We start from the raw sequence: 25,455 nt of genomic DNA on the forward strand, positions 1-25,455 counted from the left end.
GCCTTCGATGGTCGAGCCTTGGCCATGCATCGCAGACGATTCCTGGCCGCCGCGGCCGCCGCCGCCGCCGTTCCCGCCTTCGCCCCGGTCGGGGCTCGCGCGCTCACGCCCGACGGGACGTTCATGGTCGACAGCCGCGTGCTGGGCGGCCAGCGCCGGGTCAATGTCGCCCTGCCGCCCGGCTATGCGCAGGGCAAGCGGCGGTTTCCGGTGCTCTACCTGCTCGACGGCGGCGTGGTGCAGGAGGACTTCCCCAAGATCACCGACTTCGTGTCCCAGATGGTGGCGGCCGGAACCCTGGCCCCGATGATCGTGGTCGGGATCGAGGGTGTTGACCGCAAGCATGACCTCACCCACCCGGCGACGTTCGCCAAGGATCGCGAGCTGCTACCCACCTCCGGCGGTTCGGCGGCCTATCGCCGCTTTCTGGTCGACGAATTGCGGCCGTGGGTGAAGGCGCGCTACCGCACCAACGGCGCCAGCGGGTTGATCGGCGAATCCCTGGCCGGCCTGTTCGTGGTCGAGACGTTCCTGCGCGAGCCCCGGGCCTTCGACGCCTATCTGGCCGCCAGCCCCAGCCTGTGGTGGGACGACCAGAGCCTGTCGCGCCAGGCTTCGACCCTGTTGGGGCAGGGCGGATTCAGAGGCCGTCGCCTCTACCTGTCGATCGGCGACGAGGGGACGACGATGCAGGCGGGCCTCGACCGGGTGGTCGCGGCGCTCAGGGCCGCCCCGCCCAAGGGCCTGGCCTGGCGCTACGAACCCATGCCGAACGAGCACCACAGCACCATCTACGACCCGTCCGCCAAGTCTGGGTTGCCCTGGCTGTTCCCGCCCCGTTAACGCGACTTTCACGCGCCCCGGCGAACCATCGTCCGCAAGTAAATCGAGCCGCGTCTCCCTGCGGAAGGCTCGACGGGGGAAGCGATGGGATTCGACGACCTGAAGATCTCGACCAAGGTGCTGCTGCCGGCCGTGATTCTGGCGGCGGCCGTCCTGGGCTGCACCGGCATGGGCGTCTGGCAGCAGAAGAGCCTGCAGGACGCCACTCGGGTCCTGGTCGAGCACCGCTCTCCGGCCGAGGTGCAGTCGGCCCGCTTCAGCCGCCGCCTCAGCATGATGGGCCATGCCGCCCACCGCGTGGTCACCTACGAAGGAACCTCCGACGCGGCGCGCTCGGCGTCCAAAGACCTCGACAAGGTCTATGGCGAGGGCAAGGACAGCCTGGACAAGATGGTCAAGGCCGACCCCTCCATCGCGCCGACCGCCGAGGGCTTCCGCCAGCGCATCGACGCCCTCTACGCCGATGGACGGGCGGCGGCCGACCTGGGCCTGGCCAATGACGACGTCGGCGCCATCGCGCGCCTGTCGGCCCTGGATCCGGCCATCGAGAGTCTGTCCAAGGACGCCAAGGCCTGGGGCGACGGCTATCACGTCGAGACCGACGCCCTGGTCGCCCACGCCAACCGCAAGGCCAACCAGGGCGCCCTGACGACCATGCTGCTGGGCCTGGCCGCCGCGATCGGCGGCATGGGCTTTGCGCTGTGGATCGGCGCGAGCAAGATCTCGCGACCGGTGGCCGCGCTGTCCAAGACCATGACCACCCTGGCCCAGGGCGACCTCGACGTCACGGTGGCCGGGGCGGCCCGCAAGGACGAGGTCGGGCTGATGGCCCGGGCCGTCCAGGTGTTCAAGGACAACGCCGCGGCCCTGCGGGCCTCGCAGGCCGAGCAGCAGCGGATCACCGCCGCCGGCGAGGCCGAGCGCCTTCGCAACGAGGCGGCCAGCCAGGGCGCGGCCCGGGACCAGGCCTTCGTCATGGAGCGGATCGCGGCCGGCCTGGCCCGGCTGTCGCGCGGCGACCTGACCGTGCGCGTCGTCGAGCCGTTCCCCGAGGGCTATGGCCAGCTGCGCACCGACTTCAACGGGGCCATGGACCACCTGGACCAGGCGATGGGCCAGATCCTGACGGCGGTTGGCGGCATCGGCCGTAGCTCCGACGAGATCACCGCCGCCGCCGACAACACCGCCCGCCGCAGCGAGCAGCAGGCCGCCAGCCTGGAAGAGACCGCCGCCGCTCTCGACGAGATCACCGCCACCGTTCGCCGTGCGTCCCAGGGCGCCAACGACGCCGCCCGCGTGGTCGGCTCGACCCGCGAGGACGCCGAGCGTTCCGGCGAGGTGGTGCGCGGCGCTGTCGCGGCCATGACCGGTATCGAGCAGTCGTCCCAGCAGATCGGCCAGATCATCGGGGTGATCGACGAGATCGCCTTCCAGACCAACCTGCTGGCCCTGAACGCCGGCGTGGAGGCGGCCCGGGCCGGCGACGCGGGACGCGGCTTCGCGGTGGTGGCCCAGGAAGTCCGGGCCCTGGCCCAGCGTTCGGCCGAGGCGGCCAAGGAGATCAAGACCCTGATCTCCACCTCGGCCGGCCAGGTCGGCCAGGGCGTCAAGCTGGTCGGCCAGACCGGCGAGGCCCTGGAAGGCATCGTGTTCAAGGTGGGCGAGATCGACGCCCTGGTGAAGGAGCTGGCCGCCTCGGCCGGCGAGCAGGCCACCGGCCTCAACGAGGTCAACGCCGCCGTCAACCAGATGGACCAGGGCGTGCAGCAGAACGCCGCCATGATCGAGCAGGCCACCGCCGTCAGCCACGCCCTGAAGACCGAGATCGGCGGCCTGGTGCAGATGATGGGTCGTTTCCAGGTCACCAGCGGCCACGCCTCGGCGGGCGTCGCGCCGATGCGCCGGGCCGGCTAGGATGGCCCGCCGCCTTGCCCGGGCGCGATGGATCGCCGTGTCGATCTGGTGCGGGCTGGTCCTGCTGCTGATCGGCATCGGGGTGTTCGTGCTGAACGAGCCGATACCGGTCTGATATCGTCGCATTGACTTCCCGGCCGGCCTCCTGTCGATACGCCGCTCAAGAGAGAGGGCCAGGGCCTTGGAAGACTTCGACGTCGTGGTGCTGGGCGCCGGCGCGGCCGGCATGATGTGCGCCATCGAGGCGGGCAAGCGTGGCCGCAGGGTGCTGGTGGTCGACCACGCCAAGGCCCCCGGCGAGAAGATCCGCATCAGCGGCGGCGGGCGTTGCAACTTCACCAACGTCAACACGGCGCCGGCCAATTTCCTGTCGGCCAATCCGAAGTTCTGCGTCTCGGCCCTGCGGCGCTATCGGCCGAGCGACTTCATCGCCCTGGTCCAGCGCTACGGCATCGCCTTTCACGAGAAGACCCTGGGCCAGCTGTTCTGCGACGGCTCGGCCCGGCAGGTCATCGAGATGCTGCTGACCGAGATGGACCAGGCCGGCGTCACGCTGCGCCTGGAGACGCAGGTCAAGGGCGTGGCCAGGGACGGGGCGGGCTGGCGCGTCAGCTTTTCCAACGGTCCGGTCGCCTGCCGCTCGGTCGTGGTCGCCACCGGCGGCAAGTCGATTCCCAAGATGGGCGCGACCGGCCTCGGCTACGAGATCGCCCAGCAGTTCGGCCTGAACATCGTCGAGACCCGTCCCGCGCTCGTGCCCTTGACCTTCGAGGTCAAGACCCTGGAGCGCCTGGCGCCTTTGTCGGGCGTGGCCCTGGACGCGGTGGTCTCCAGCGGCAAGACCAGGTTCGCCGAGGCCATACTGTTCACCCACCGCGGCCTGTCGGGCCCGGCGATCCTGCAGATCTCGTCCTACTGGCGCGAGGGCGGCGAGATCAGCGTGAACATGGCGCCGGGCGTCGACGTGTTCCAGGCCCTGCGCACCGCCCGCACGGCCACGCCCAAGCGGGCCCTGTCGACGGTGCTGGGCGAGATCCTGCCCAAGCGCCTGGCTCAGCTGATCGCCGAGGACGCCGGCGCCTACGGCAACATGGCCGACTGCTCGGACGTGCTGCTGCGCGGCGTGGCCGCGACGGTCAACGCCTGGACGTTCAAGCCGGTGGGCTCGGAAGGCTATCGGACGGCGGAAGTGACCCTGGGCGGCGTTGACACCGACGGCCTGGATTCGCGGACCCTGGAGGCCAAGGCGGTCCCCGGCCTGTACTTCATCGGCGAGGTGGTCGACGTCACCGGCTGGCTGGGCGGCTATAATTTCCAGTGGGCCTGGGCGTCGGGCTGGTGCGCCGGGCAGGCGGTTTAGCGACCGTCGACTTGCTCCCACCTAACCGCTTCGCGGTCTGTCCGCCCCCAGAGGGACGGGAGCCCATGGCGCGAGGCTCTTCCCCCTCTGGGGGGAGGGAGCGCCGAAGGCGCGGAGGGGGCAAGTGGTCACCCCCTCCACATCGACAACTACTTCTTCTTGAACGGCGTCTTGCCGCCCGGCTTCTTGCCGAAGGCGGGCTTGGGGCCGCCGAACGCCGGCTTGTCGCCGAAGGAACCCTTGACCTTGAAGGGCTTGGGGCCCTTGAACGGCTTGGCGGGGCCAGCGCCGGCGTCGGCGCGCGGCTTGCGGAACGGCTTTTCCGAGGTGGCGGCCGGATCGTAGGGCACGCTCTCGCGGTCGGTGCGCGGCGCGCGACGCGGCGCGGCCTCGGCGTGGGCGCGCGGGGCTTCGTCCCGCGGCTTGAACTCGCGCTTGGGAGCGTCCGAACGGGGGCCCTCCGCCCGGGGCTTGAAGTCGCGCTTCGGCGCCTCGTCGCGGTCGCGCGGCTTGTAGTCGCGCTTGGGCTCTTCGTTGCGCGCATACGGCTTGGCGTTGCTGACGCCGTCGGCGCCGAACGAGGACGGGCGCGGGGTGTGATCGCGCGAGCCCGGGGCGTTGGCGCGCGGGGCGCGGTCGTTGTCCCGGGGCGGACGCGGGGCGTATTCGCGGCGCGGCGCGTCGTTGTCGTCGCGAGGCGGACGCGGCGCGTACTCCTTGCGCGGGCCGGCGTCGCGAGCGGCCGGGGCCGTGGTCGGGGTGATGGTCACGTCGTCGCGCACGGTGGCCTGGACGGCCGCGCCGAACTTCACTTCCGCCTCGGCCGAGATCTCGAACTTGGTGTCGTAGTCGAAGATCCGGATCGAGCCGATGTCCTTCTTGGTGATGTGGCCCAGACGGCAGATCAGCGGGATCAGCCACTTGGGGTCGGCGTTGTTGCGACGGCCGGTGTTGAGGCGGAACCAGGCCGAGTTGCTCATGTCGGCGCGCGGTTCGCGTTCCGGACGGTCCCCGAAGTCGCCCCGAGGCGCGAAGTCGCGGTCGGCGAAGCGGTCGCCGCGATCATTGGAACGCTCACCGCGGGCCCGCGGGCCCGGATCGGCGCCGTGGCGCGGGTCGTCGTAGATTTCTTCCGGGGCCGGCAGCTTGGCGCGGCGGGCGCGGATCAGGGCGGCGGCCAGCTCTTCGGGCGTGCGCTTCTCCAGCATGGCCGCGACCAGGCCGGCGTCGTCCTCGTTCGAAGGCTCGGCGAAGATCGGGTCGTCCAGGAGGCGCTCCTGGTCCTTGGCGCGGATCTCGTCGGCCGTCGGGGCGCCGCCCCATTGACCTTCGACGCCGGCCGCCATCAAGAGCTGCTCGGCCTTGCGGCGGCGGGTGTAGGGCACGACCAGGGCGCTGACGCCCTTCTTGCCGGCCCGGCCGGTGCGGCCCGACCGGTGCAGCAGGGTGGCCTTGTTGACCGGCAGCTCGGCGTGAATGACCAGGCCCAGGTCGGGCAGGTCGAGGCCGCGGGCGGCGACGTCGGTGGCGACGCAGACGCGGGCGTGGCCGTCGCGCAGGGCCTGCAGGGCGTCGGCGCGTTCACGCTGGGAGAGCTCGCCCGACAGGCCGACGACGGCGAAGCCGCGCTCGCGCAGCTTGCTGTGCAGGGCGCGGACGCTTTCGCGCGTGTTGCAGAACACCAGGGCGCCGGGGCTTTCGAAATAGCGAAGCAGGTTGACGATCGCGTGCTCGGTTTCGTTCGGCGCGACGCGGACGGCGCGATACTCGATGTCGCGGTGCGGCTCGTTGCGGCCCAGTGTGTCGATGCGCAGGGCGTCGTTCTGGTAGCTTTTGGCCAGTTGCACGATCTCGCGCGCCAGGGTGGCCGAGAACAGCAGGGTGCGGCGCTCGGCCGGGGCGGCGTCGAGGATGAACTCCAGGTCCTCGCGGAACCCCATGTCCAGCATCTCGTCGGCCTCGTCGAGGACGGCGACCTTCAGCTCCGACAGGTCCAGGTGGCCGCGCTCGATGTGGTCGCGCAGACGGCCGGGCGTGCCGACCACGATGTGGGCGCCGAAGTTCAGGGCGCGCTGCTCGCGGCGGGCGTCCATGCCGCCCACGCAGTTGACGACCACGGCGCCGGCCTCGGCATAGAGCCAAGTCAGCTCGCGATTGACCTGGATGGCCAATTCGCGAGTCGGGGCGATGACCAGGCACATCGGGGCGCCGGCCTTGCTGAACTTGTCGGCGTCGCCGAGCAGGGTGGGGGCGGCGGCCAGGCCGAAGGCGACGGTCTTGCCCGAGCCGGTCTGGGCGCTGACCAGCAGGTCGCGGCCCTCGGCGTCGGCTTCCAGCACGGCGGCCTGGACGGGGGTGGGCTCGAGGTAACCTTGAGCGGCAAGAGCCCGCTCAAGAGCGGGGTGGGAGGCGGGGAAGGGCATACGGGTCCAGTTCGTTTCAAGCGGACGGCGCACACACAAACGCGCGCGGCCCGCACCACGACCAAATACGACCCCCAAACGGACCGTGTTCTTGGTCAATATCTTCAGAGAATAGACCGTTTCGGTCCGGATGCCGATGAGGGCGGGACAAAAGGGGTCTGATGGGCGGCCTAAGGAAGGCAAAACGCTTCGGAAAGCAAGGGCGCGGGCGAAATAAGTCGCCCGCGGCGCATTGGTCGCGGCGGGGGCGGCGGCGCTCGAGGCGCGCAAATCCGAAATGTCGGAGTCTTCCATAGATCGCGTCGGACCGCCCTTTCAGACGTCGCGTCCGGGAGCTAGGGCAGGCAAAATGGCTCGCCCCGCCGTCGCGGCTGGAGCGAGCACCGATGAAGCGTTAGCTGTAGAAAAAGAACAGATCGGCCGTCACGTCGGCCAGGCGAAGGCCGGCCACGCCGACCTCCGCGCCGACGCCTAGGTCGATCCTGATCCCGTCCCCGCCGTCGTGGATGTGGGGCAGCAGGGTTGCGTAGTCCACGATGCCCGAGCCGTTCACGTTCGTCAGGATGCCGATCAGGTCATGGTCAGCGCCCGTGGTGAAATCCATGATCTGGGAGATGTTCCACCCACTGCTGAAGTAGAAGCTGTCGGCGCCGGCGCCGCCGTAGAGCGTGTCGCGGCCGCCGCCGCCTTTCAACACGTCGTCTCCGCCCTGGCCGTAGAGGATAGTGCCGCCAACGTCATCGTCGCCTATCAGGGTGTCGGCGAAGTTTGAACCGGCGACGGCTTCGACGGACGTATAGGTGTCACCCTGCGCGTCGCCTCCCGAGCCGAGGCCCAAGGCGAGGTCGACGACGACGCCGGCATGGGAGTTTTCGTAGCGCACCATGTCGAGCCCGAAGCCGCCGTCCATCAGGCTGTTCGTCAGGTCGCCGTAGAACACGTCGTTGCCGTCGTTGCCGTAAAGGTGGTCGGTGCCGCCGTTGCCGACCAGACTGTCGTCGCCGCCGTTGCCGTAGATGACGTTGTCGCCCGCATTGCCGAATAGGCGGTCGTTGAAGTTCGAGCCCACAAGGCCTTCGATCGATATGAAACCGCTTGAGGAGAGGCCGATGTCGACCCCTTCCGCCACGTGATCATAGCGCGCGAGATCATAGCCCGGCCCGCCATCGACGCCGCCCTGGATCGCCCGGCCGACAAACAGGTGATCGTTGCCCTCGCCGCCATAGAGCAGGTCGTTGCCATCGGCCCCGCCGTACAGAGTGTCGTCACCGCCCAGGCCATAGATGATATTGCCCCAGGTGTCGCTTCCGGTCAGGAAGTCCGCGAAGTTGGACCCAACCAGACCTTCGATAGAGTTGAAGGTGTCGCCTTGCGCGTCGCCGCCGATGCCGGTGTTCGTCGTCAGATTGACGTTTACGCCGGACAAGGAGCCATCATACCGCGCCAGATCGAACTCCGTTCCGCCGTCCAGGACATCAGCGCCGGCGCCTCCGTAAAGGTGATCCCCGCCGGCGCCTCCGAAGAGCTGGTCGTTTCCGTCCAGACCCTCCAGCGTGTCGGCTCCCCCGAGACCATTGATGAGGTCATCGCCAGAACCGCCGACCAGATGGTCGGGGCCTTCAGTGCCATCGATAATCATGGTTTCACCCCAATGTTATCTGAGGTTGTGTGACGTTTACGGATCAAGATCAATAAGTGATCGAAAAAGGGGCAGTGTCTCACGTGAAGATCGATCGAGTTCGTCGCCAGCCCGGAAACGCAAAACGCCCGGGACTTTCGCCCCGGGCGTTTCGCCGACCTCTCCTTCGAGCAGGAGAGAATGGAGAGCCTAACGGCCGCGGACGCCGGTGACGGTCAGGGCGGCCTGGTTGCTGTTCAGCTGGCTGACTGCGCCGGCGACGGCGTCGCGATGGCAGGACGAGGCGGCCACGACGCGCTTAAGTTCGGCGAAGCTGTGGGTGTCGGCGCCGCAGGCTTGCAAGGCGGCGGTGTTGATGCGGCGCATCAACACTTGGGCGTCGCGGGGATTGTTGAGGTCAAGCTTGGACTTGGACACCGGGATGCTGATGGTTTCGACGCCGACGGGGGCGGCGACCGCGAACGGCGCGGCGGCCAGGGCCAGGACGGCGACGGTGGAGGCGAGCAGGATCTTCATGGGTCGACTTCCCTAGACTTTGGCGGCGTCTTGGGGCGCCGCTCGGCCCGATCGCGGGTCGAATCCGCGGACGGACCGGCTCGAAATCGCGCTTCGTCATCCTGCATCTGCTCAAAGAGCGTCCACGAAAAGCGAAAAAGGTCGACAAAACGGTCAAAAATCAAGCGAACGAAGCTTTTCGATCGCGAAAAGTCGAATTCATTTGAGGGCTTAGCGACGCTTGAGCGGCCCAAATGTGAAATGTCAGATTCTTTTATAGATCGGGCTTCAGGCGCCGGCCGGGCGGCCATCGCCGCCCTGAAACGCGAGGAGGCCGCCCCGACCTACAGGTCCAGGTCGTCGGCCGCGAACTCGGCGTTTTCCTGGATGAAGCGGAAGCGCAGCTCGGGCTTGCGGCCCATCAGGGTCTCGACCAGGGCCTCGACCGCCTCCTCGGAGCGGGGCAGGGTGATCTTAGCCAGGGTCCGCACCGCCGGGTCCATGGTGGTCTCCTTCAACTGGGAGGCCATCATCTCGCCCAGGCCCTTGAACCGGCCGATCTCGGGCTTCTTGCCCTTGAACGTCGTGGCCAGCAGTTCGTCCTTGTGGGCGTCGTCCCGGGCGTAGGCGCTCTTGCCGCCATGGCTGATGCGGTACAGCGGCGGCAGGGCCAGGAACAGGTGACCCTGGCGGATCAGGTCCGGCATGGTCCGGTAGAAGAAGGTGATCAGCAGGCTGGCGATGTGGGCGCCGTCGACGTCGGCGTCGGTCATGATGATGATCCGCTCGTAGCGCAGATCCTCTTCCTTGTACCGATTGCCGCCTTGGGCCCCCAGCGCCAGCATCAGGTCGCTGAGCTCCTTGTTGGCCGTGAACTTCTCGCCGCTGGCCGAGGCCACGTTGAGGATCTTGCCGCGCAGGGGCAGGATCGCCTGGTTCTTGCGGTTGCGGGCCTGCTTGGCCGAGCCGCCCGCCGAGTCGCCCTCGACGATGAACAGCTCGGCGCCGTCGACGGCGCCGGCCGCGCAGTCGGCCAGCTTGCCCGGCAGACGCAGCTTGCGGGTCGCCGAGGCGCGCTGGACTTCCTTGTCCTTGCGGCGCTTGAGGCGCTCCTCGGCCCGCTCGATCACGAATTCCAGCAGGGCCTGGGCGGCCTTGGGGCTGCCGGTCAGCCAGTGGTCGAACGGGTCGCGAAGCGCATTCTCAACGAAGCGTTGCGCTTCGCTCGAAGAGAGCTTTTCCTTGGTCTGGCCCTGGAATTCCGGGTTCTTGATGAACACCGAGATCAGGGCGCCGGCCTGGGCGATCACGTCGTCGGCGGTGATGATCGTCGCCCGCTTTTCGCCCTTCAGCTCGGCGTAAGCCTTAAGACCCCGGGTCAGGGCGGCGCGCAGGCCGCTCTCGTGGGTGCCGCCCTCGGGCGTTGGCACGGTGTTGCAGTAGGACTGCATGAAGCCGTCGTGCTCGCCGAAGCCGCGCGGCGTCCAGGCGATGGCCCACTCGACCGCGCCCGCCTCACCCTGGCGCTCGATGCGGCCGGAGAAGCTGTCCGGCGTGACCAGTTCCAGCCCCTTGGTGCGCTCGGCCAGGAAGTCGGCCAGGCCGTTGGGGAAGTGGAACGTGGCCTCGGGCGGGGTCTGGTCGTGGATCCGCGAGGGATCGCAGGACCATTTGATCTGCACGCCGCGGAATAGATAGGCCTTGGAGCGAGCCATGCGGTACAGGCGCGCCGGCTTGAAGCCGCAGCCCTCGCCGAAGATCTGGTCGTCGGGCTTGAACCGCACCTGGGTGCCGCGCTTTTTGCTGGGCTGGATCTTCTCGACCGGGCCCAGCGGCTTGCCGCGCGCGAAGCTCTGGCGGTGCTCGAAGCCGTCGCGCCAGACGGTGACCTCGACCAGTTCCGACAGGGCGTTGACGACGCTGGCGCCCACCCCGTGCAGGCCGCCCGAGGTCTCGTAGGCCTTGCCGCTGAACTTACCGCCCGCGTGCAGGACGGTCATGATCACTTCCAGGGCCGACTTGCCCGGATGCTTGGGGTGCTCGTCCACGGGCATGCCGCGCCCGTCGTCGCGGACCGACAGGTAGCCGTCGGCGTCGAGCTTGACCTCGATGGTCTTGGCGAAGCCGGCCACGGCCTCGTCCATCGAGTTGTCCAGCACCTCGGCGAACAGGTGGTGCAGGGCCCGCTCGTCGGTGCCGCCGATATACATGCCCGGACGCATGCGGACAGGCTCGAGGCCTTCGAGCACCTCGATCGAACTGGCGTCATAGCTTCCGGACGAGGCGGGCGCGGCCGGCGCGTTCGGCTTGGCCGGCGGCGGTGGCGGCGCGGCCGCGCGCGGCGCCGGCTCGGGGTGTGGCTCGCGGGCCGGGAACGGCGAGGCGGGAACCGGGGCGAGGGCGTCGTCGCCGAACAGCGAGAAGTTGGGATCGTCTTTGGAGGACATTAGGTGAACATGCGTCGATTCGGCGGGAGCGCCTCGTATGGGCTCTGCGTCGTCCCCTGAAAAGGGGCTGCGTGGCCGCGCCACGAAAACTGGCCGACGAGCGGGGGTGGCCGTTTGCCCCCGGGGGCGAGAGCGTGGCAATCTAGGATTGTTGATCAACAAGGAGCCGCCCCATGACCCCTCGCAGCCTGTTTTCCGCGCTCGCCGCGCTGGTGCTGCTGGGCTGCTCCAGCCCGGGCGGTGGTCAGCCGGCGCCGAATCCGCCGGTGTCCCACGCCCGGACGCCGGTGGCCGAAGGCGGCATGTGCGGCGGCTTCGCCGGCTTCCAGTGCGCCTCGGGCCTGGTCTGCCAGATGCCGGCCGGCCAATGCCACGTCGCCGACGGCGCGGGAACTTGCCGCAAGCCGCCCCAGGCCTGCACGATGATCTACGCCCCGGTCTGCGGCTGCGACGGCAAGACCTATCCCAGCGCCTGCAACGCCGCGACCCAGGGCGCCAGCGTCGCCAGCCAGGGCGAGTGCAAGGCCTAGGGAATCCGGCTGAGCCCCGGCTTGTAGGACCAGGCCTCGACCTCGACGCTCTGGATCAGGGCGGCCGCCCGAGCCTGGTCCGGACCGTCGCCGTGGGCGGCCGCGATCAACCCGGCCAGGTCCGTCGGCCGGCCGGCGAGGTCGGCCCAGGACCGGCGCGGGACCAGGACCATGTAGGCGCCGAGGTCGCCGCCGCCGGCCAGGCGGTACCACGTCCACGCCAGGTCGCCCTTGCCGGTCCTGGCGGAGGCCAGCAGGGCGGCCTCGAAGGCCGCGACGTCACCGGGCGCGACCCGCAGGGTGTAGACGTCGACCACAGGACTGGGCTGGCGGGCCTCCAGGTTGCGGACCGTGCTGAGCTCCGGCCACAGGACATGGGCCGAATAGGCGCGGGCCTTGGCGTAGGGCAGAACGCGGGTCGCCATGTCGGCGCCGTCGCCGGGCAGATCCGGGCGGGCGTCCATAGCGGCGAACGGGACGCCGAAGGTCCCGTCGACGAACAGGCCGGTGCGCGGGCCGCTGGTCACATACCAGCCGAACCAGGGCAGGGCGTCGGCATGGGCGGCGTGCCATTGCAGATGGGCCGCGTAGCCGGTCTCGAAGGCGGCCTCCTTTCCGCGATCAATGTCGTAGGTGAACAGGAACGCCGCCTGTTCGGTCTGGGCGCGGGCGGAGCCGCTCGCGAGGCCGGCGGTCAGGGCGATCGCCAGCGTCGTGTGCTTCCAGGTCATCGGCGCCTCCTTTGATTGCGCGACCGGTCTAGCGTCGAACGGCGTTCGGCAATATTTCGAACGGAGGCGGCTTTCATTCTGGATCTCGAAACGATGCGACATGTCGATCTACGGCGGGCGGCGGTGTTCCATGCCGTGGCGGCGGCCGGTGGCATCGCCGCCGCCAGTCCGCGCCTGGGCAAGTCGCCGCCGGCCATTCACCACGACATCAAAGCCTTCGAGCGCGAGATCGGCCGGCCGCTGTTCGAGCGGGTCGGGCGCGGCCTGCGCCTGACGGCCGCCGGCCAAGCGCTGTTCGAAACCGTCGGCCGGGCGCTGGACGAGGTGGAGCGCACCCGCGAGCGGCTGAGCCGCGCCGACCCCGCCCTGCGCCCCCTGCGCCTGGCCGTGGTCTCGGCCTTCGGACGCTATCGGCTCGCGCCGCGGCTCTATGCCGGCCTGCCGGCGGATCGCCCGATCGAACTGGTGTTCGGCGCGCACGAGACGGTGCTGTCGGCGGTGGCCACGGGGACCGTCGAGCTGGGCGTCACCTATCGGCCGGTGGTCGCCGCGCCGGTGCAGTCCATGCCGGTCGCCCGGGAGGAACTGGTGCTGGCCGCGCCGATCCGCATGGAGATCCCGCAGGACCTCGCCGGCCTCTCGCGCACCGCCTTCGCCACCTATGACGAATACGAGTTCGTGTTCGGCCATTGGTTCGAGACGGTGTTCGGCGCCCAGCCGGACGCCCTGCGGCGGCTGGACCACGCGGGCGAGATCGAGGAGGCCATGGAGAGCTGCGCCGCCGGCCGCGGGGCGATCATCGCGCCGCTGGACCTGGTCTCGTCGGCCGGCTGGCGCGACCGCGTGCGAATCGTGCGACCCGCCGGGCGGCCCCTCTGCTTCAACGCCCTGCACCTGCTGGGGCTTGGCGCGGCGCTGGCGTCGCCCGATGCTGACACGATCCGGTTCGTGCTCGCCGAGACTGGCGAGGGGGAGGAACCATGACGCATTCGCAGGACATCGAACGGCGCACGCTGATCGCGGGCGGACTGGCCCTGGCGGCCGTCGCCAGCCCGGCGCTGGCCCGGGCCAAGGAGGAGAACACGATGTACGGACTGATCGGCCAGATGAAGGCCGCGCCCGGCAAGCGGGACGAACTGGTGGCCATCCTGTCGGGGAGCACCGGCGGCATGCCCGGCTGCCTCAGCTATATCGTCGCCAAGGACGCCGCCGACGCCGACGCCCTGTGGATCACCGAGGTCTGGACCGACAAGGCCAGCCACGCCGCCTCGTTGCAACTGCCGGCCGTCCAGGCCGCCATCGCCAAGGCCCGCCCGATCATCGCCGGGTTCGGCCATCGGTTCGAGACCGTTCCGATCGGCGGTGTCGGTCTCGCGAACGGCTAGGCTTAGTTCTTGTCGCCGCTGGGCTGGTAAGTGTTCTCGTAAGTATTCTGCTTGCTGTGCAGGACGTTCAGGAAGGCCTGGTCGATCTGGCCGAAGGCCGGAGTCGCCTTGCTGTCGAGCGGCACCATCAGAACCGACTCTCCTGACGCCGACTTGTAGGTGAGCGTCGTATAGGCGGCCTTGTCGGTGTCGCCGTCCTCCTTGATGACGAACATCACCCCCGAGCCATAGGGCACGGTGTAGGCCACCTTGGGCGCGACCGGCGCCTTGAAATTGACCGGCAGCATGAAGGGGGCGCCGTGCAGCATCGGGCCGGCGCTGGTGACGACCGCGCCGTTCTTCAGGGCGACCTTCGACAGGTCGAAGGTGAAGGGCTTGGCGTTCTCGCCGTCGTTGACCACTCCGCGCAGCATGTAGATGCGCCACATGCCGTTGGCGTCACCGCCGCTCTTGTTCTCCAGGTTCCAACTCTGGGCGTTGCCCAACTGTTGATAGGAGACTTTGACAAGGTTCTTGTCGCACGCGCCAAGGCTCAGGCACGCTATAGCGATCACGGCCATGGCCGCGCGGCGAAGTAGAAAGGTCATTCAGGAGGCCCTCGGTTGAGTTCGATCACGAGACGCAACTGACGGATTTGATAACCTTCGGTAGAAATGTTGACAACACTCTTATCGCGAGCACCGAGGCGACGGGCGTGAAAAAGGCCCGCGGATCGCTCCGCGGGCCTCGTCCCTGGTCCTAGGCCGTGAGGCTTAGCACTTGTAGTACATGTCGAATTCGACCGGGTGCGGGTGCAGGGTCAGGCGCATGACCTCTTCCATCTTCAGCTCGATGTAGCTGTCGATGAAGTCGTCGTCCATGACGCCGCCAGCCTTCAGGAAGGCGCGGTCCTTGTCCAGGTTTTCCAGGGCTTCGCGCAGCGAGCCGCAGACTTCCGGGATCTTCTTCTGCTCGCGGGGCGGCAGGTCGTACAGGTTCTTGTCGGCGGCCGCGCCCGGATCGATCTTGTTGTTGATGCCGTCGAGGCCGGCCATCAGCAGGGCCACGAAGGTCAGGTACGGGTTGCCCATCGGGTCAGGGAAGCGCGCCTCGATGCGCTTGGCCTTCGGCGAGTCGACGTGCGGGATGCGGATCGAGGCCGAGCGGTTGCGCGAGCTGTAGGCCAGCTTCACCGGGGCTTCGTAGCCCGGCACCAGGCGCTTGTACGAGTTCGTCGTCGAGTTCGAGAACGCGTTGATCGCCTTGGCGTGCTTGATGATGCCGCCGATGTACCACAGGCACATGTCCGACAGGCCGGCGTACTTGTCGCCGGCGAACAGCGGCTTGCCGTCCTGCCAGATCGACTGGTGCACGTGCATGCCCGAGCCGTTGTCGCCGAACATCGGCTTGGCCATGAAGGTGGCCGACTTGCCGTAGGCGTGGGCCACGTTGTGGATCACGTACTTGTAGAGCTGCATGCGGTCGGCCATCACGACCATGGTGTCGAACTTCAGGCCGAGTTCATGCTGGGCCGGCGCCACTTCGTGGTGGTGCTTTTCCGGCTTCATGCCCAGCTCGCCCATGACGGCCAGCATTTCGCCGCGCAGGTCCTGGGCCGAGTCGATCGGGTTGACCGGGAAGTAGCCGCCCTTCGGACCCGGGCGGTGGCCCATGTTGCCTTCCGGATATTCCTTGGCCGAGTTGCCCGGCAGTTCGACGGAGTCGAACGAGTAGCCGGTGTTGTTCGACGAGGTGTTCCAGCGCACGTCGTCGAAGATGAAGAACTCGGCTTCCGGGCCGAAGAACACGGTGTCGCCGATGCCCGACGACTTGACGTAGGCCAGGGCGTTCTTGGCGATCGAGCGCGGGTCGCGGTTGTAGGGGGTGCCCGTGTCGGGGTTCACCACGTCGCAGAACAGCGCCAGGGTGGTCTGCTGGTAGAACGGGTCGATGATGGCGCTCGACAGGTCCGGACGCAGCTTCATGTCCGACTCGTTGATGGCCTTCCAGCCGGCGATCGACGAGCCGTCGAACATGGTGCCGTCGTTGAGGAAGTCGTCGTCGACCAGGTCGATGTCGAAGGTCACGTGCTGCAGCTTGCCGCGAACGTCCGTGAAGCGGACGTCGACGTACTTGACGTCCTTTTCCTTGATCAGGTCCAGGATCTGCTTGGCGGTGCTCATAGTTATCCCCTTTGAGCGTTAAGCGGTTTTCGGCCGGGCCTTAGACGGCGGACGGGCCGGTTTCTCCGGTGCGGATGCGGACGACTTCCGTGATTTCGGACACGAAAATCTTGCCGTCGCCGATGCGGCCCGTGCGGGCGGCGTTGGTGATGGCTTCGAGCGCGGGCTCCAACTGGCTGTCTTCGACCACGACTTCGACTTTGATCTTGGGGAGGAAGTCGACGACGTACTCGGCGCCGCGATAGAGCTCGGTATGGCCCTTCTGGCGCCCATACCCCTTGGCTTCCAGCACGGTCATGCCCTGCACGCCCATCTCCTGAAGCGCCTCTTTGACCTCATCCAGCTTGAAGGGCTTGATGACGGCTTCGATCTTTTTCATCAGACTTCTTTCACGCCCAAACGGCGCGGGCGCCGCTGACTGAGCGGCACGGAGCACGCCGGCCCTTGGGCTCACAAGCGGGCTGACGCGCTTTATCGTGCGAGTCCTGTCGAGTTCCGCTCATTGATCAATATTTGTGCAGGCAAAGCCTGAGGAATGATCAGTGCGCGTTTGGGCGGCCAAACCGCCTTGCGGGTGGTGATTGGCGGCCTAGGATCGTCGAAAGGTTGGATCCGAAGGCGAAGAACCGGGCGAAAGGCGCGGGGTTCGTGGCTGGAGAGGCCCGGGATCACCTTGCGGAAATGGCTGAAAATGTGTCGGCGATCCGAAAACTGCTGAGTTTTGTGGCGAAGGCCGAGGCGATCGGCGCGAGCGAGGCGGGGGTGGTTCTTGCGCGTTCGCTCACTCGAGCGGTCGGCGGCGCCCGCAGCCCGCGGGAAGCGTCGCAGGAAGAACCGGTCTCTCGCGCCGGTCGGGAAGATATTTCGAAGGGCGAGGAAACCGATGAGCCGCGTTCACATGATCCGCCATGGCCGTCCCGCCTCGACCTGGGGCGAGGCCGATCCCGATCCAGGCCTGGACGCCGTCGGGGCGGAGCAGGCCAGGGCGGTGGCGCGGACCCTGCTGGCCCTGCCGGAGCCGGAGCGACCGTCGCGGGTGATCAGCTCGCCGCTGCGGCGCTGCCGCGAGACCGCCCAGCCGCTGGCCGACGCCCTGGGCGTGGCGGTGGAGATCGATTCGAGGGTCGGCGAGATCCCGACGCCGGCCGCTCTGAACGCCCAGGACCGTCCCGGCTGGCTACGCCAGGCCTTCCAGGGCCGGTGGAGCGATATCCGGGGCGATCTCGACTATGCGGCCTGGACCCGCGAAGTGGCGCAAGGCGTGGCCTCGCACCCCGGCGCGGCGGTGTTCAGCCACTTCGTGGCGCTGAACGCGGCGGTGTCGGCGGCGACCGGCGAAGAGGCGGTGGCGGCCTTCCGGCCCGACCACGTGTCGGTGACGACGTTCGATGTGGTCGACGGCGCGTTGATCCTGGTCGACAAGGGCGGGGAGGCCTCCACCCAGGTCCTGTAGGAAGAGGAACCGCCGTGCCGCGCCAGATCATGACCGTCGCCGAGATGACCGCCGCGGACCGGGCCGCCGCCGAAGCCGGGACTCCGACGATCGTGCTGATGGAGCGGGCCGGCCGGGCGGCGGCCGAGGTCATCCGCGAGCGCTACGCCCGCTGCCCGACGGTGGTCTGGTGCGGCCCCGGCGACAACGGCGGCGACGGCTATGTGATCGCCCGGCATCTGCGCCGGCGCGGCTGGCCGGTGCGGGTCGAGGCCCTGGCCCCGCCGGCCAGCCCGGCGGCGCAGTGGGCCGCCGGGCGCTGGAAAGGCGAGACCGGGCCGCTGGTCTCGGAGCCCGGCTCGGCGGCGCTCTATGTCGACTGCCTGTTCGGCGCGGGCCTGTCGCGTCCGCTGGACGGCGAGGCCGACCGCCTGGCGCGGATCATGCCCGGCGCCGCGCGGATCGTCGCCGTCGACGTGCCCAGCGGCCTGGTCGGCGACACCGGCCGTCCGCTCGGCGAGCGCAGCCTGAAGGCGCAACTCACCGTCACCTTCCATCGCCGCAAGCCCGCCCACGTGCTGGCGGCGGGGCGAGCCGCCTGCGGCGAGGTCGTGGCGGCCGACATCGGCCTGGAGGAGACGGGGCAGGGGCGCCTGTTCGAGAACGATCCTGGCCTTTGGGCCGAGCGCTTCCCCTGGCCGGCGGCCGACGCCCACAAGTACGCTCGTGGGCGGATGATGGCCGTCAGCGGCGAGGCCTGGAACACCGGGGCGGCGCGGCTGGCGGCGCGCGGGGCCTTGCGGATCGGCGCGGGGGTGGTGACCGTGCTGTCTCCGCCAGGCGCCCTGGCCGTCAACGCCTCCCACCTGGAGGCGATGATGCTGGCGCCGTTCGAAAGCGAGTTCGACCTGCAGACCCGGGCCGAAAAGGCCGACGCGGTGGTGATCGGGCCGGCGGCGGGGGTAGGGGAGGCGACCATGCGCCACGTCTTCGCCCTGGCCCGCAACGGCGCGGCCCTGGTGGTCGACGCCGACGCCCTGACCAGCTTCGCCGACGATCCGGCGGCGCTGTTTTCGGCGCTGGACCGCGACGACGTGCTGACCCCGCATCCGGGCGAGTTCGAGCGGGTCTTCCCCGGCCTGCTGGCCGCGTCGCCCGAACGGATCACGGCGGCGCGTGAGGCCGCGCGGCGGGCCGGGGCTGTGGTGCTGCTGAAGGGCTCCGACACCGTCGTCGCCGCGCCTGATGGCCGGGCGGCGGTGGGGCTGAACGGCGCGCCCTGGCTGGCGACGGCGGGGGCGGGCGACGTGCTGGCCGGCTTCATCGCAGGCCTGATCGCCCAAGGCATGGAGAGCTTCGAAGCCGCCTGCGCCGCCGCCTGGATCCACGCCGAGGCCGGCGCGGTTCATGGCCCGGGCCTGATCGCCGAGGACCTGCCGGGCCTGGCGCCATCGGTGCTGCGAAAGCTGTGGGAGGCGCGAGAGCGCTAGCTGTCCTGGCGGATCAGGACGACCTGGCGGCGCACGCCCTCGTCGAACAGGGAATCGCTGATCGCCTGCGCCGTTTGGAGGGTTCGTTCCTTCACGGTGTCGATGAAAAGGACCCTGGCGCCGTGCCTCACGGTCCAGCCCTTGTCGCTTTCGACAACCTCGATGGTTTCCATGGCGCGCGCTCGCTGGACGAAGTCAGACGCAAACCCGGCCAGGGCCAAAATCGTTCCGCGCCAAAATGTCTTGGAAGGTGAAACACCGGCCCGGGCGTCAGTCGGGGGGGCATGGCCCGGGCCGGTGTAGATCCAGGGCGTTCTGAACAGCCGCGGACATCATCATAACCGGCGGGCCGGGAAGTTGTTCCGGGCGTGGCGAGAAATATTCGAACTTTCGAGCATGTCCGCGACAGGCCGGACTCCGGCGCAAATCGCCTGGCGACTTGCCAAGCCGCCCGGGCATGTCTAACCCGCTCCGGCGCATCGTGCGGATGTGGCGAAACTGGTAGACGCACCAGATTTAGGTTCTGGCGCCGAGAGGCGTGGAGGTTCGAGTCCTCTCATCCGCACCACTTCGCCGGGCCCCTGGTCCGACGAAGCGCGCCGCCTGGCGGGACTTTCGTCTCGCGAGGACGCCAATGCCCTTGGATGGTCGCCAAACGCGTGACATAAGGGCGCTCTTTCGCCGCCCCGGTGACGTGGGCGGCTTTGATGTTTTGACCCCTGGGGCGGACGACGGGCGCGGGCGCCCAAGAGCCGAGAAGCTAAGAATGTCGATGCAGATCGTTGAAAAGTCGGGCGAAGGCCTCAGCCGCGTTTATGGCGTGACGGTGCCCGCGAGTGAACTCGCCACGCGTCTCGAAGCCCGGATCGCCGAGGTCGCGCCCCAGATGAACGTCAAGGGTTTCCGCCCTGGCAAGGTGCCGACCGCCCACGTCCGCCGCCTCTACGGCAAGGCCCTGATGGGCGAAGTCATCGAGGCGACGCTGAACGAAGGCGCCCAGAAGGTCCTGGACGACAACAAGCTGCGCCCCGCGGGCCAGCCGGACCTGAAGCCCTCGTCCGACATGGACAAGGTCCTGGCCGGCGGCGAGGACCTGGCCTTCGAACTGGCTGTTGAAGTGATGCCGGACTTCGAGCCGATCGACCCCGCGTCGATCGAGCTGACCAAGCCGGTGTACAAGGTCTCGGACGCCGAGGTCGACGAGGCCCTGGCCGACCTGGCCAAGCAGGCCCGCACCTATGAGCCGCGCAAGGGCAAGTCCCTGAAGGCCAAGGACGGCGACCAGCTGCTGATCGACTTCGTCGGCACCATCGACGGCGTGGCCTTCGACGGCGGCACGGCCACCGACGCCGAGCTGACCCTGGGCTCGGGCCAGTTCATCCCCGGCTTCGAAGACCAGCTGGTCGGCGCCAAGCCGGGCGACGAAGTCACCGTGAAGGTCGACTTCCCGGCCGACTACCAAGCCGCCAACCTGGCCGGCAAGGCCGCCGAATTCGCCACCACCGTCAAGGAAGTGCGCGCCCCGGTCGACGCCGAACCCGATGACGAACTGGCCAAGCGCCTGGGCCTGGCCGACCTGGCCGCCCTGAAGGACCTGCTGAAGTCGAACCTGGAAGGCCGCTACAGCAATTCGTCGCGCTTCAAGCTGAAGCGCGCCCTGCTGGACGTGCTGGACACCAAGCACGACTTCGCCCTGCCGCCGCGCATGGTCGACGCCGAGTTCGCCGGCATCTGGCAACAGGTCCAGGCCGACAAGACCCAGGGCGGCCTGCCGCCCGAGGACGAGGGCAAGACCGAGGACCAGCTGAAGGACGAGTACAAGAAGATCGCCGAGCGCCGCGTGCGCCTGGGCCTGGTGCTCGCCGAGATCGGCCGCAAGAACGACGTGGCCGTCACCGAGCAGGAACTGGCCGACGCCATGATGCGCGAAGCCCGCCAATACGGCGCGCAAGCCCAGCAGGTGTTCGACATGTACCGCCAGCGCGCCGACCTGCAGGCCGCCCTGCGCGCCCCGATCTACGAGGACAAGGTCGTCGACCTGATCTTCGGCAAGGCCAAGATCGAGGAAAAGGAAGTCTCCAAGGAAGAGCTCCTGGAAGAAGACGACCTGCCGGAAGGCTACGGCGGCTAAGCCTCCGTCCATCGACGAAAAACGGGGCGCGATCCGCGAGGGTCGCGCCCTTTTTCGTGCGTGATGCGGGGGGGCGGCTCCTTGCAACCTGTTAAGCGCCACGCGATATGCGTTGGCGACGGCGCGCGGGGGCTGATTCGCGTTCGCGCCGCCCAGACACAATGAAAAGGGCGATCCCTATGTATGATCCGATGGCGACGGCGATGAACCTCGTGCCGATGGTGGTCGAACAGACCAGCCGCGGCGAGCGGGCGTTCGACATCTTCTCCCGTCTGTTGAAAGAGCGGATCATCTTCCTGACCGGTCCCGTCGAAGACGGAATGGCCAGCCTGATCTGCGCCCAGCTGCTCTTCCTGGAGTCCGAGAACCCCAAGAAGGAAATCGCCATGTACATCAACTCGCCGGGCGGCGTGGTGACGGCCGGCCTGGCGATCTACGACACCATGCAGTACATCAAGAGCCCGGTCTCGACGGTGTGCATGGGCATGGCCGCCTCGATGGGCAGCCTGCTGCTGACCGCCGGCGCCGCCGGCCAGCGCATCGCCCTGCCGAACGCCCGCATCATGGTCCACCAGCCGTCGGGCGGCTTCCGCGGCCAGGCCTCGGACATCGAGCGCCACGCCGAGGACATCATCAAGACCAAGCGCCGCCTGAACGAGATCTACGTCAAGCACACCGGCCGCACCTATGAGGAAGTCGAAAAAACCCTCGACCGCGACCACTTCATGAGCGCCGAGGAAGCCAAGGCCTGGGGTCTGATCGACCACATCAACGAAAGCCGCGACGCCTCGGAAGACAAAGCCTAAGGCTTCGAGCCTTTTGCGAAAAGGGAAAGCCGCCGGCCGCAAGGTCGGCGGCTTTTTCATGGTCGGACCTCGCCGCCGAGGCTGGGGCGGCCTCAAACCTTTCGGGCCGCTGCTATCGCGGAAGGCGACCCTTGAAAGCTTGGCCTTTCTGCCGCATCTGTCGGACAGGGGGCGCTTATGGCTTTGAAAGTTTCGTTGCTGGTTTCGGCGTGCGTGCTCGTCGCGACCTCGGCCTTTGCGCAATCACAGGAGATCCGGCGTGGTCCCGCCCCGGCCTGGGCGGTCGCATCCTCGCCGATGCCCGTGCCGGAGACCGCCACCGGGGCGGTGTTCTTCCGTCGCCAGGATGCGGAAATCCATCTGAGCGACAAGGGCCAGGCGCAGTACCTCGGCTATCGCATCAGGATTCTCCAGCCCAGCGCGCTGCAGCTTGGCAATATCTCGATCGCCTGGGACCCGGCGGCGGGTGCTCCGATCGTCCATGGCATCAAGGTCTTTCGCGACGAGCAAGTCATCGACGTTCTGAAGGACGCCACCTTCGAAATCCTGCGCCGCGAGGATCAACTGGAGGCGGCCAAGCTGGACGGGATGCTGACGGCGGTTCTTCGCGTTCCCGACCTTCGCGTCGGCGACGAGCTGGAGGTCGAACTGACGACGTTCCAGCGCAATCCCGCCCTCGGGAGCAATCAGTCCGGCTTGCTCCTGCTCGGCCCCAGTCCGTCGCCAGGCCGCTATCGCCTAGGATTGAGCTGGGACGAGGGCCACAAGCCCGACTTGAAGATGACGGCCGACATGACGGCGGCTATGCAGAACTCCGAGCGGGCCGTCGAATTCCGCTTCGACAATCCGCCGCTCCAGTCCGCACCGACCGATGCGCCGATCCGCTACCAGTGGCAGCGCGTGGTCGAATACAGCGATTTTCACGACTGGTCGGCGCTTTCGCGGCATTTCGCGCCGCTGTACGCGACGGCGTCCGTCCTTGCTCCGGACTCTTCGCTCAAGCGCGAGGCCGCTCGCCTCCGCGCCGCGCAGGCGAGCCCCCTGGATCGCGCCGGCGCCGCGCTGAAATTGGTCCAGCAGAACGTGCGGTACATCTATGTGGGCCTCAATGGCGGCAATCTGGTCCCCGTCTCCGCGGACGAAACCTGGAAGCGCCGCTATGGGGATTGCAAGGGCAAGACCGTACTCCTGCTGGCCCTGTTGCGTGAGCTGGGCATCGACGCTGAGGCCGTGCTCGTCAATTCCAGCGGCGTCGACGACGGCTTCGATCAGCGCCTGCCCATTCCGCAGTTGTTCGATCATGTGCTCGTGCGCGCCCATATCGACGGCAAGGTCTACTGGCTGGACGGCACACTGCCGCCGGTCGCTTCGCCCAGCCCGCAGCCTGTCCTTCCGGTCAAATGGGTCCTGCCCCTGACCGCGCAGGGCGCTGACCTCGAGCGACTGGAATGGCGCCCGGCCGCGACGCCCGAGCAGATCAGCCTGTTCGAGATCGATGCGCGCGCGGGTTTCGACAAGCCGTCGCGGATCGTATCCACCGAAATTGTCCGCGGTCTCCCGGCCCTGGAACAGCAGGTGCAATTTTCTTCGGTCAGTGAAGGCCAGTTGCTCGAGCTCTTCCGCCAGAACGCGACCGGCGGTGTCTGGCAGACGATCGATGACGTCAAGTGGCGCTATGATCAGAAGGCGGGCGCGAGCATCCTGACGATCAGCGGTACGGGGACCATGGATTGGGACGACGACGGGCCCGGTGAAAGGTCCCTGGCGCTTCCTGGAGGCGGGTTCAACCCGCCTGAGCGGCGGGCGAGGGCGGATCACAAGGACGTGCCCTACTACACCAAGCCGGAATACACCTGCCACGTCACGACGGTGCGACTGCCGAGCTCGACCCAGCCCAACCAATGGTCTTCCGGTAAAAGTTACGATACACGCATTTTCGGGCGCAACTATCATCGGGCTTGGGAGCTTCGCGACGGCGCAATTCGCATGATCCGCGGATCACGGGTGGAGCAGCCGGAGATCGATTCGGCCACCGCCCAGCGCGACAACGGACGGATCGCAGCGTTCGATAACAGCATGGGCTGGATCTTCTATCGCCCTTCGACGCGCAAGAGCGCCGTGGGAGATGGAGAAACCGTCCCCGCAACCTATGACTTCGACTGGACGGCCAGCGACGTGCCCTGCGTGTCCGCTCCGAAGAACTGAGCTTGTTCCCATCGCTCCCGGCGTGGTTCTGCAACAAAAACAACGCCCCAAACGCACTTATCCTCCCTCTCTCACGCCGGCGCATAATCACTGCACCACAAGGCGATGGGGAGGGCGCTAAGGCCTGCGACCTTCGCGGCCTTGGGGTGCGGTCGAGCGGGAAGCGCTCGTCGGCGGCGGTTTGCTCCCAAGGCGGACCGCGACCTGTATCCCTCTGGAGCCGGCCGGGCCTGGAACACAAAAACGGCGTGGGGTGCAAGGGCTGGCGAGGGTCAAGGCGGGCGGTGACGCCCGCCGCAAGGGACGGGGCTTCGTGGGCCTCGCCCTCCCGTCGGGGGCCAAGACCGGCGAGGTCCGAACAGGGCCGATCGCCGGACGCTCCCGGATAACGACCGCGCGGAGCGTCGGTCCTGGTCGAAACGGTATTTTTCTACAAAGCTTCCGGGCCCGGCCCGGCGCTCCGCCTCCCTCCCCAACTTCAGCGGCCCGCCGCGTGAGGCGGCGAAACCGCGTCCACCGTTGGGGACAGGCGCATGCGCCTGTCCCCGTCCGCGCCAAGGAGAGGCCAATGCGAAGATCAGCCCGGCTTGCCCCTGAAAATGCGGTAGCCCCTCTCGTGGGCGATCGCCAGCATCTCGCGGTCGCCGGAGGTGTCGCCATAGGCGGCGGCCAGGGACAGATCGTCGCCGAACACCTCGCGCAGCCGCACGACTTTTTCCGCGCCCCGGCAGTTGGGGCCAAGCAGAGGCCCCAGCACCTTGTTGTCGGGATCCAGGGCCAGGCGCGAGCCGATCAGCAGGTCGGCGCCCAGGCCGCGGGCGAACGGCGCGACCACCACGTCGGGCGAGGCGGTGACGATCACCAGTCTGGCGCCCTTGGCCCGCCAGCGGCGCCAGACCGCGAGGGCGTCGGGACGGAACAGCCTGGGGGCTTCGGATTCGGCGAAGGCGCGGGCCTCGCGCTCCAGCTGCTCCAGGGGCAGGCCGCGCAGGAACTCGCGAATGGCGGCGGCCTTGATCTTGCCGCGGTTGCGATCGAACAGATATCCGACGGCGGCGGGGAAAAGGCGCACCATGCCCATCAGATGGCGGGCGGGGCTGACCCGCCACTTCAGGAAGGCGGTGAAGCTGTCGCGAACCGTGAGGGTGCCGTCGAAGTCGAAGGCGACCAGGGGCGGCCCCTCGTGCAGGTCCCCGGTCATCCCCGTGGAGGCCGACAAGCCCTTGGCCATCAATGAACGTTTCGCCATTCGTCTCCGCGCTCGCGCGCCCCGCAACCTTGCCGGCCTTGCAACACGATTCCGCCTTGGCCGCCTAAGGCCATCGCCAGGTGAAGCGAACGAGCGTCCGGGTTGTTCAAGGCGGGGCTTTTTGACGCGCCCCCCGACGGAGCAAACGACGGGCGGCTTGCGTTGACGCTCGTGGACGCCATTTTAGAGAGGAATTCCATGAAACCGTACGCA

The 25,455-nt window shown here is 68.2% G+C and carries 21 protein-coding genes and 1 tRNA gene; 12 read left to right on the top strand and 10 right to left on the bottom strand.

What is annotated here, in order from left to right; translation table 11 throughout:
- Positions 1 to 24 precede the first annotated feature (24 nt).
- From ASD47_RS00210 to ASD47_RS00220, 3 genes are all read left to right on the top strand, one after another.
- Positions 25 to 843, top strand: coding sequence for an alpha/beta hydrolase (locus ASD47_RS00210; protein WP_056749966.1), 819 nt, complete (start codon positions 25 to 27; stop codon positions 841 to 843).
- 84 nt (positions 844 to 927) lie between these two features.
- A complete protein-coding gene (locus ASD47_RS00215) occupies positions 928 to 2,757 on the top strand; it encodes a methyl-accepting chemotaxis protein (RefSeq protein ID WP_056749967.1) in 1,830 nt (609 codons plus the stop codon).
- A 181-nt stretch (positions 2,758 to 2,938) separates the two neighbouring features.
- Positions 2,939 to 4,117: an NAD(P)/FAD-dependent oxidoreductase gene (locus tag ASD47_RS00220; RefSeq protein WP_056749969.1), complete on the top strand. Its 1,179-nt coding sequence runs from the start codon at positions 2,939 to 2,941 to the stop codon at positions 4,115 to 4,117.
- A gap of 149 nt (positions 4,118 to 4,266) precedes the next feature.
- On the opposite strand, the gene ASD47_RS00225 is transcribed toward ASD47_RS00220, so the two are convergent.
- The 4 genes from ASD47_RS00225 to parE form a co-directional block, all read right to left on the bottom strand.
- Positions 4,267 to 6,540 (bottom strand): DEAD/DEAH box helicase, encoded by a 2,274-nt coding sequence (locus ASD47_RS00225; RefSeq protein ID WP_056749972.1) that lies wholly within the window; start codon positions 6,538 to 6,540, stop codon positions 4,267 to 4,269.
- Between the two features lie 394 nt (positions 6,541 to 6,934).
- The gene (locus tag ASD47_RS00230; protein ID WP_056749975.1) at positions 6,935 to 8,179 is read right to left on the bottom strand and encodes a calcium-binding protein; all 1,245 of its coding nucleotides are present in this window, start codon (positions 8,177 to 8,179) and stop codon (positions 6,935 to 6,937) included.
- Positions 8,180 to 8,368: 189 nt separating this feature from the next.
- Positions 8,369 to 8,695: a UrcA family protein gene (locus tag ASD47_RS00235; protein ID WP_056749977.1), complete on the bottom strand. Its 327-nt coding sequence runs from the start codon at positions 8,693 to 8,695 to the stop codon at positions 8,369 to 8,371.
- A 323-nt stretch (positions 8,696 to 9,018) separates the two neighbouring features.
- Positions 9,019 to 11,121: a DNA topoisomerase IV subunit B gene (gene parE, locus ASD47_RS00240; RefSeq protein ID WP_056749978.1), complete on the bottom strand. Its 2,103-nt coding sequence runs from the start codon at positions 11,119 to 11,121 to the stop codon at positions 9,019 to 9,021.
- Positions 11,122 to 11,294: 173 nt separating this feature from the next.
- Between parE and ASD47_RS00245 the strand changes: the two genes are divergently transcribed.
- Positions 11,295 to 11,651, top strand: coding sequence for a Kazal-type serine protease inhibitor family protein (locus tag ASD47_RS00245; RefSeq protein WP_056749979.1), 357 nt, complete (start codon positions 11,295 to 11,297; stop codon positions 11,649 to 11,651).
- On the opposite strand, the gene ASD47_RS00250 is transcribed toward ASD47_RS00245, so the two are convergent.
- Positions 11,648 to 12,382 carry a hypothetical protein gene (locus ASD47_RS00250; RefSeq protein WP_056749980.1) on the bottom strand — a complete coding sequence of 245 codons (735 nt, stop codon included), beginning with the start codon at positions 12,380 to 12,382 and terminating at the stop codon, positions 11,648 to 11,650. The genes ASD47_RS00245 and ASD47_RS00250 overlap by 4 nt on opposite strands.
- A gap of 93 nt (positions 12,383 to 12,475) precedes the next feature.
- On the opposite strand from ASD47_RS00250, the gene ASD47_RS00255 reads away from it, so the two are divergent.
- The gene (locus ASD47_RS00255) at positions 12,476 to 13,366 is read left to right on the top strand and encodes a LysR family transcriptional regulator (protein WP_082564389.1); all 891 of its coding nucleotides are present in this window, start codon (positions 12,476 to 12,478) and stop codon (positions 13,364 to 13,366) included.
- Entirely contained in the window at positions 13,363 to 13,767 is a 405-nt protein-coding gene (locus tag ASD47_RS00260) for a putative quinol monooxygenase (protein ID WP_056749985.1), read from the top strand. The genes ASD47_RS00255 and ASD47_RS00260 overlap by 4 nt, the downstream gene beginning before the upstream one ends.
- 2 nt (positions 13,768 to 13,769) lie before the next feature.
- Here ASD47_RS00260 and ASD47_RS00265 read toward each other — a convergent pair whose 3' ends face one another.
- The 3 genes from ASD47_RS00265 to ASD47_RS00275 all read right to left on the bottom strand — a co-directional run bounded on the left by ASD47_RS00265 (position 13,770) and on the right by ASD47_RS00275 (position 16,308).
- Positions 13,770 to 14,354, bottom strand: coding sequence for a hypothetical protein (locus ASD47_RS00265; protein WP_056749988.1), 585 nt, complete (start codon positions 14,352 to 14,354; stop codon positions 13,770 to 13,772).
- 165 nt (positions 14,355 to 14,519) lie between these two features.
- Positions 14,520 to 15,929, bottom strand: coding sequence for a type I glutamate--ammonia ligase (glnA, locus tag ASD47_RS00270; RefSeq protein WP_056749990.1), 1,410 nt, complete (start codon positions 15,927 to 15,929; stop codon positions 14,520 to 14,522).
- Positions 15,930 to 15,969: 40 nt separating this feature from the next.
- Positions 15,970 to 16,308 (bottom strand): P-II family nitrogen regulator, encoded by a 339-nt coding sequence (locus ASD47_RS00275; RefSeq protein ID WP_028037660.1) that lies wholly within the window; start codon positions 16,306 to 16,308, stop codon positions 15,970 to 15,972.
- A gap of 504 nt (positions 16,309 to 16,812) precedes the next feature.
- Between ASD47_RS00275 and ASD47_RS00280 the strand changes: the two genes are divergently transcribed.
- Positions 16,813 to 17,382, top strand: a complete 570-nt coding sequence (locus ASD47_RS00280; protein ID WP_056749993.1) for a histidine phosphatase family protein — start codon at positions 16,813 to 16,815, stop codon at positions 17,380 to 17,382.
- A gap of 14 nt (positions 17,383 to 17,396) precedes the next feature.
- On the top strand, positions 17,397 to 18,851 hold the full coding sequence (locus tag ASD47_RS00285; RefSeq protein ID WP_056749996.1) for a bifunctional ADP-dependent NAD(P)H-hydrate dehydratase/NAD(P)H-hydrate epimerase: 1,455 nt from the start codon (positions 17,397 to 17,399) through the stop codon (positions 18,849 to 18,851).
- Here ASD47_RS00285 and ASD47_RS26435 read toward each other — a convergent pair.
- Positions 18,848 to 19,024 (bottom strand): hypothetical protein, encoded by a 177-nt coding sequence (locus tag ASD47_RS26435; protein ID WP_156402048.1) that lies wholly within the window; start codon positions 19,022 to 19,024, stop codon positions 18,848 to 18,850. The two genes, ASD47_RS00285 and ASD47_RS26435, sit on opposite strands and share 4 nt — an antisense overlap.
- A 310-nt stretch (positions 19,025 to 19,334) precedes the next feature.
- Here ASD47_RS26435 and ASD47_RS00290 point away from each other — a divergent pair.
- The 4 genes from ASD47_RS00290 (at position 19,335) to ASD47_RS00305 (ending at position 23,993) form a co-directional block, all read left to right on the top strand.
- Positions 19,335 to 19,419 (top strand) — tRNA-Leu (locus tag ASD47_RS00290).
- A gap of 204 nt (positions 19,420 to 19,623) precedes the next feature.
- Complete coding sequence (gene tig / locus ASD47_RS00295; RefSeq protein WP_269141724.1) at positions 19,624 to 20,982, top strand: trigger factor; 1,359 nt, start codon at positions 19,624 to 19,626, stop codon at positions 20,980 to 20,982.
- A 179-nt stretch (positions 20,983 to 21,161) separates the two neighbouring features.
- Positions 21,162 to 21,788: an ATP-dependent Clp protease proteolytic subunit gene (locus ASD47_RS00300; RefSeq protein ID WP_056749999.1), complete on the top strand. Its 627-nt coding sequence runs from the start codon at positions 21,162 to 21,164 to the stop codon at positions 21,786 to 21,788.
- A gap of 177 nt (positions 21,789 to 21,965) precedes the next feature.
- Complete coding sequence (locus ASD47_RS00305) at positions 21,966 to 23,993, top strand: DUF3857 domain-containing transglutaminase family protein (RefSeq protein WP_200945211.1); 2,028 nt, start codon at positions 21,966 to 21,968, stop codon at positions 23,991 to 23,993.
- 577 nt (positions 23,994 to 24,570) lie between these two features.
- Here ASD47_RS00305 and ASD47_RS00310 read toward each other — a convergent pair.
- A complete protein-coding gene (locus ASD47_RS00310; protein ID WP_056750001.1) occupies positions 24,571 to 25,242 on the bottom strand; it encodes an HAD-IB family hydrolase in 672 nt (223 codons plus the stop codon).
- Positions 25,243 to 25,455: the final 213 nt, after the last annotated feature.

It is taken from the genome of Caulobacter sp. Root1472, from assembly GCF_001426985.1.
Lineage (GTDB): Bacteria > Pseudomonadota > Alphaproteobacteria > Caulobacterales > Caulobacteraceae > Caulobacter > Caulobacter rhizosphaerae.

Coding starts and splice junctions, on each gene's coding strand:
- ASD47_RS00210 (WP_056749966.1), top strand. CDS start 25: ATGCATCGCAGACGATTCCTGGCCGCCGCGGCCGCCGCCGCCGCCGTT.
- ASD47_RS00215 (WP_056749967.1), top strand. CDS start 928: ATGGGATTCGACGACCTGAAGATCTCGACCAAGGTGCTGCTGCCGGCC.
- ASD47_RS00225 (WP_056749972.1), bottom strand. CDS start 6,540: ATGCCCTTCCCCGCCTCCCACCCCGCTCTTGAGCGGGCTCTTGCCGCT.
- ASD47_RS00230 (WP_056749975.1), bottom strand. CDS start 8,179: ATGATTATCGATGGCACTGAAGGCCCCGACCATCTGGTCGGCGGTTCT.
- ASD47_RS00235 (WP_056749977.1), bottom strand. CDS start 8,695: ATGAAGATCCTGCTCGCCTCCACCGTCGCCGTCCTGGCCCTGGCCGCC.
- parE (WP_056749978.1), bottom strand. CDS start 11,121: ATGTCCTCCAAAGACGATCCCAACTTCTCGCTGTTCGGCGACGACGCC.
- ASD47_RS00245 (WP_056749979.1), top strand. CDS start 11,295: ATGACCCCTCGCAGCCTGTTTTCCGCGCTCGCCGCGCTGGTGCTGCTG.
- ASD47_RS00250 (WP_056749980.1), bottom strand. CDS start 12,382: ATGACCTGGAAGCACACGACGCTGGCGATCGCCCTGACCGCCGGCCTC.
- ASD47_RS00255 (WP_082564389.1), top strand. CDS start 12,476: ATGCGACATGTCGATCTACGGCGGGCGGCGGTGTTCCATGCCGTGGCG.
- ASD47_RS00260 (WP_056749985.1), top strand. CDS start 13,363: ATGACGCATTCGCAGGACATCGAACGGCGCACGCTGATCGCGGGCGGA.
- ASD47_RS00265 (WP_056749988.1), bottom strand. CDS start 14,354: ATGACCTTTCTACTTCGCCGCGCGGCCATGGCCGTGATCGCTATAGCG.
- glnA (WP_056749990.1), bottom strand. CDS start 15,929: ATGAGCACCGCCAAGCAGATCCTGGACCTGATCAAGGAAAAGGACGTC.
- ASD47_RS00275 (WP_028037660.1), bottom strand. CDS start 16,308: ATGAAAAAGATCGAAGCCGTCATCAAGCCCTTCAAGCTGGATGAGGTC.
- ASD47_RS00280 (WP_056749993.1), top strand. CDS start 16,813: ATGAGCCGCGTTCACATGATCCGCCATGGCCGTCCCGCCTCGACCTGG.
- ASD47_RS26435 (WP_156402048.1), bottom strand. CDS start 19,024: ATGGAAACCATCGAGGTTGTCGAAAGCGACAAGGGCTGGACCGTGAGG.
- tig (WP_269141724.1), top strand. CDS start 19,624: ATGCAGATCGTTGAAAAGTCGGGCGAAGGCCTCAGCCGCGTTTATGGC.
- ASD47_RS00300 (WP_056749999.1), top strand. CDS start 21,162: ATGTATGATCCGATGGCGACGGCGATGAACCTCGTGCCGATGGTGGTC.
- ASD47_RS00305 (WP_200945211.1), top strand. CDS start 21,966: ATGGCTTTGAAAGTTTCGTTGCTGGTTTCGGCGTGCGTGCTCGTCGCG.
- ASD47_RS00310 (WP_056750001.1), bottom strand. CDS start 25,242: ATGGCGAAACGTTCATTGATGGCCAAGGGCTTGTCGGCCTCCACGGGG.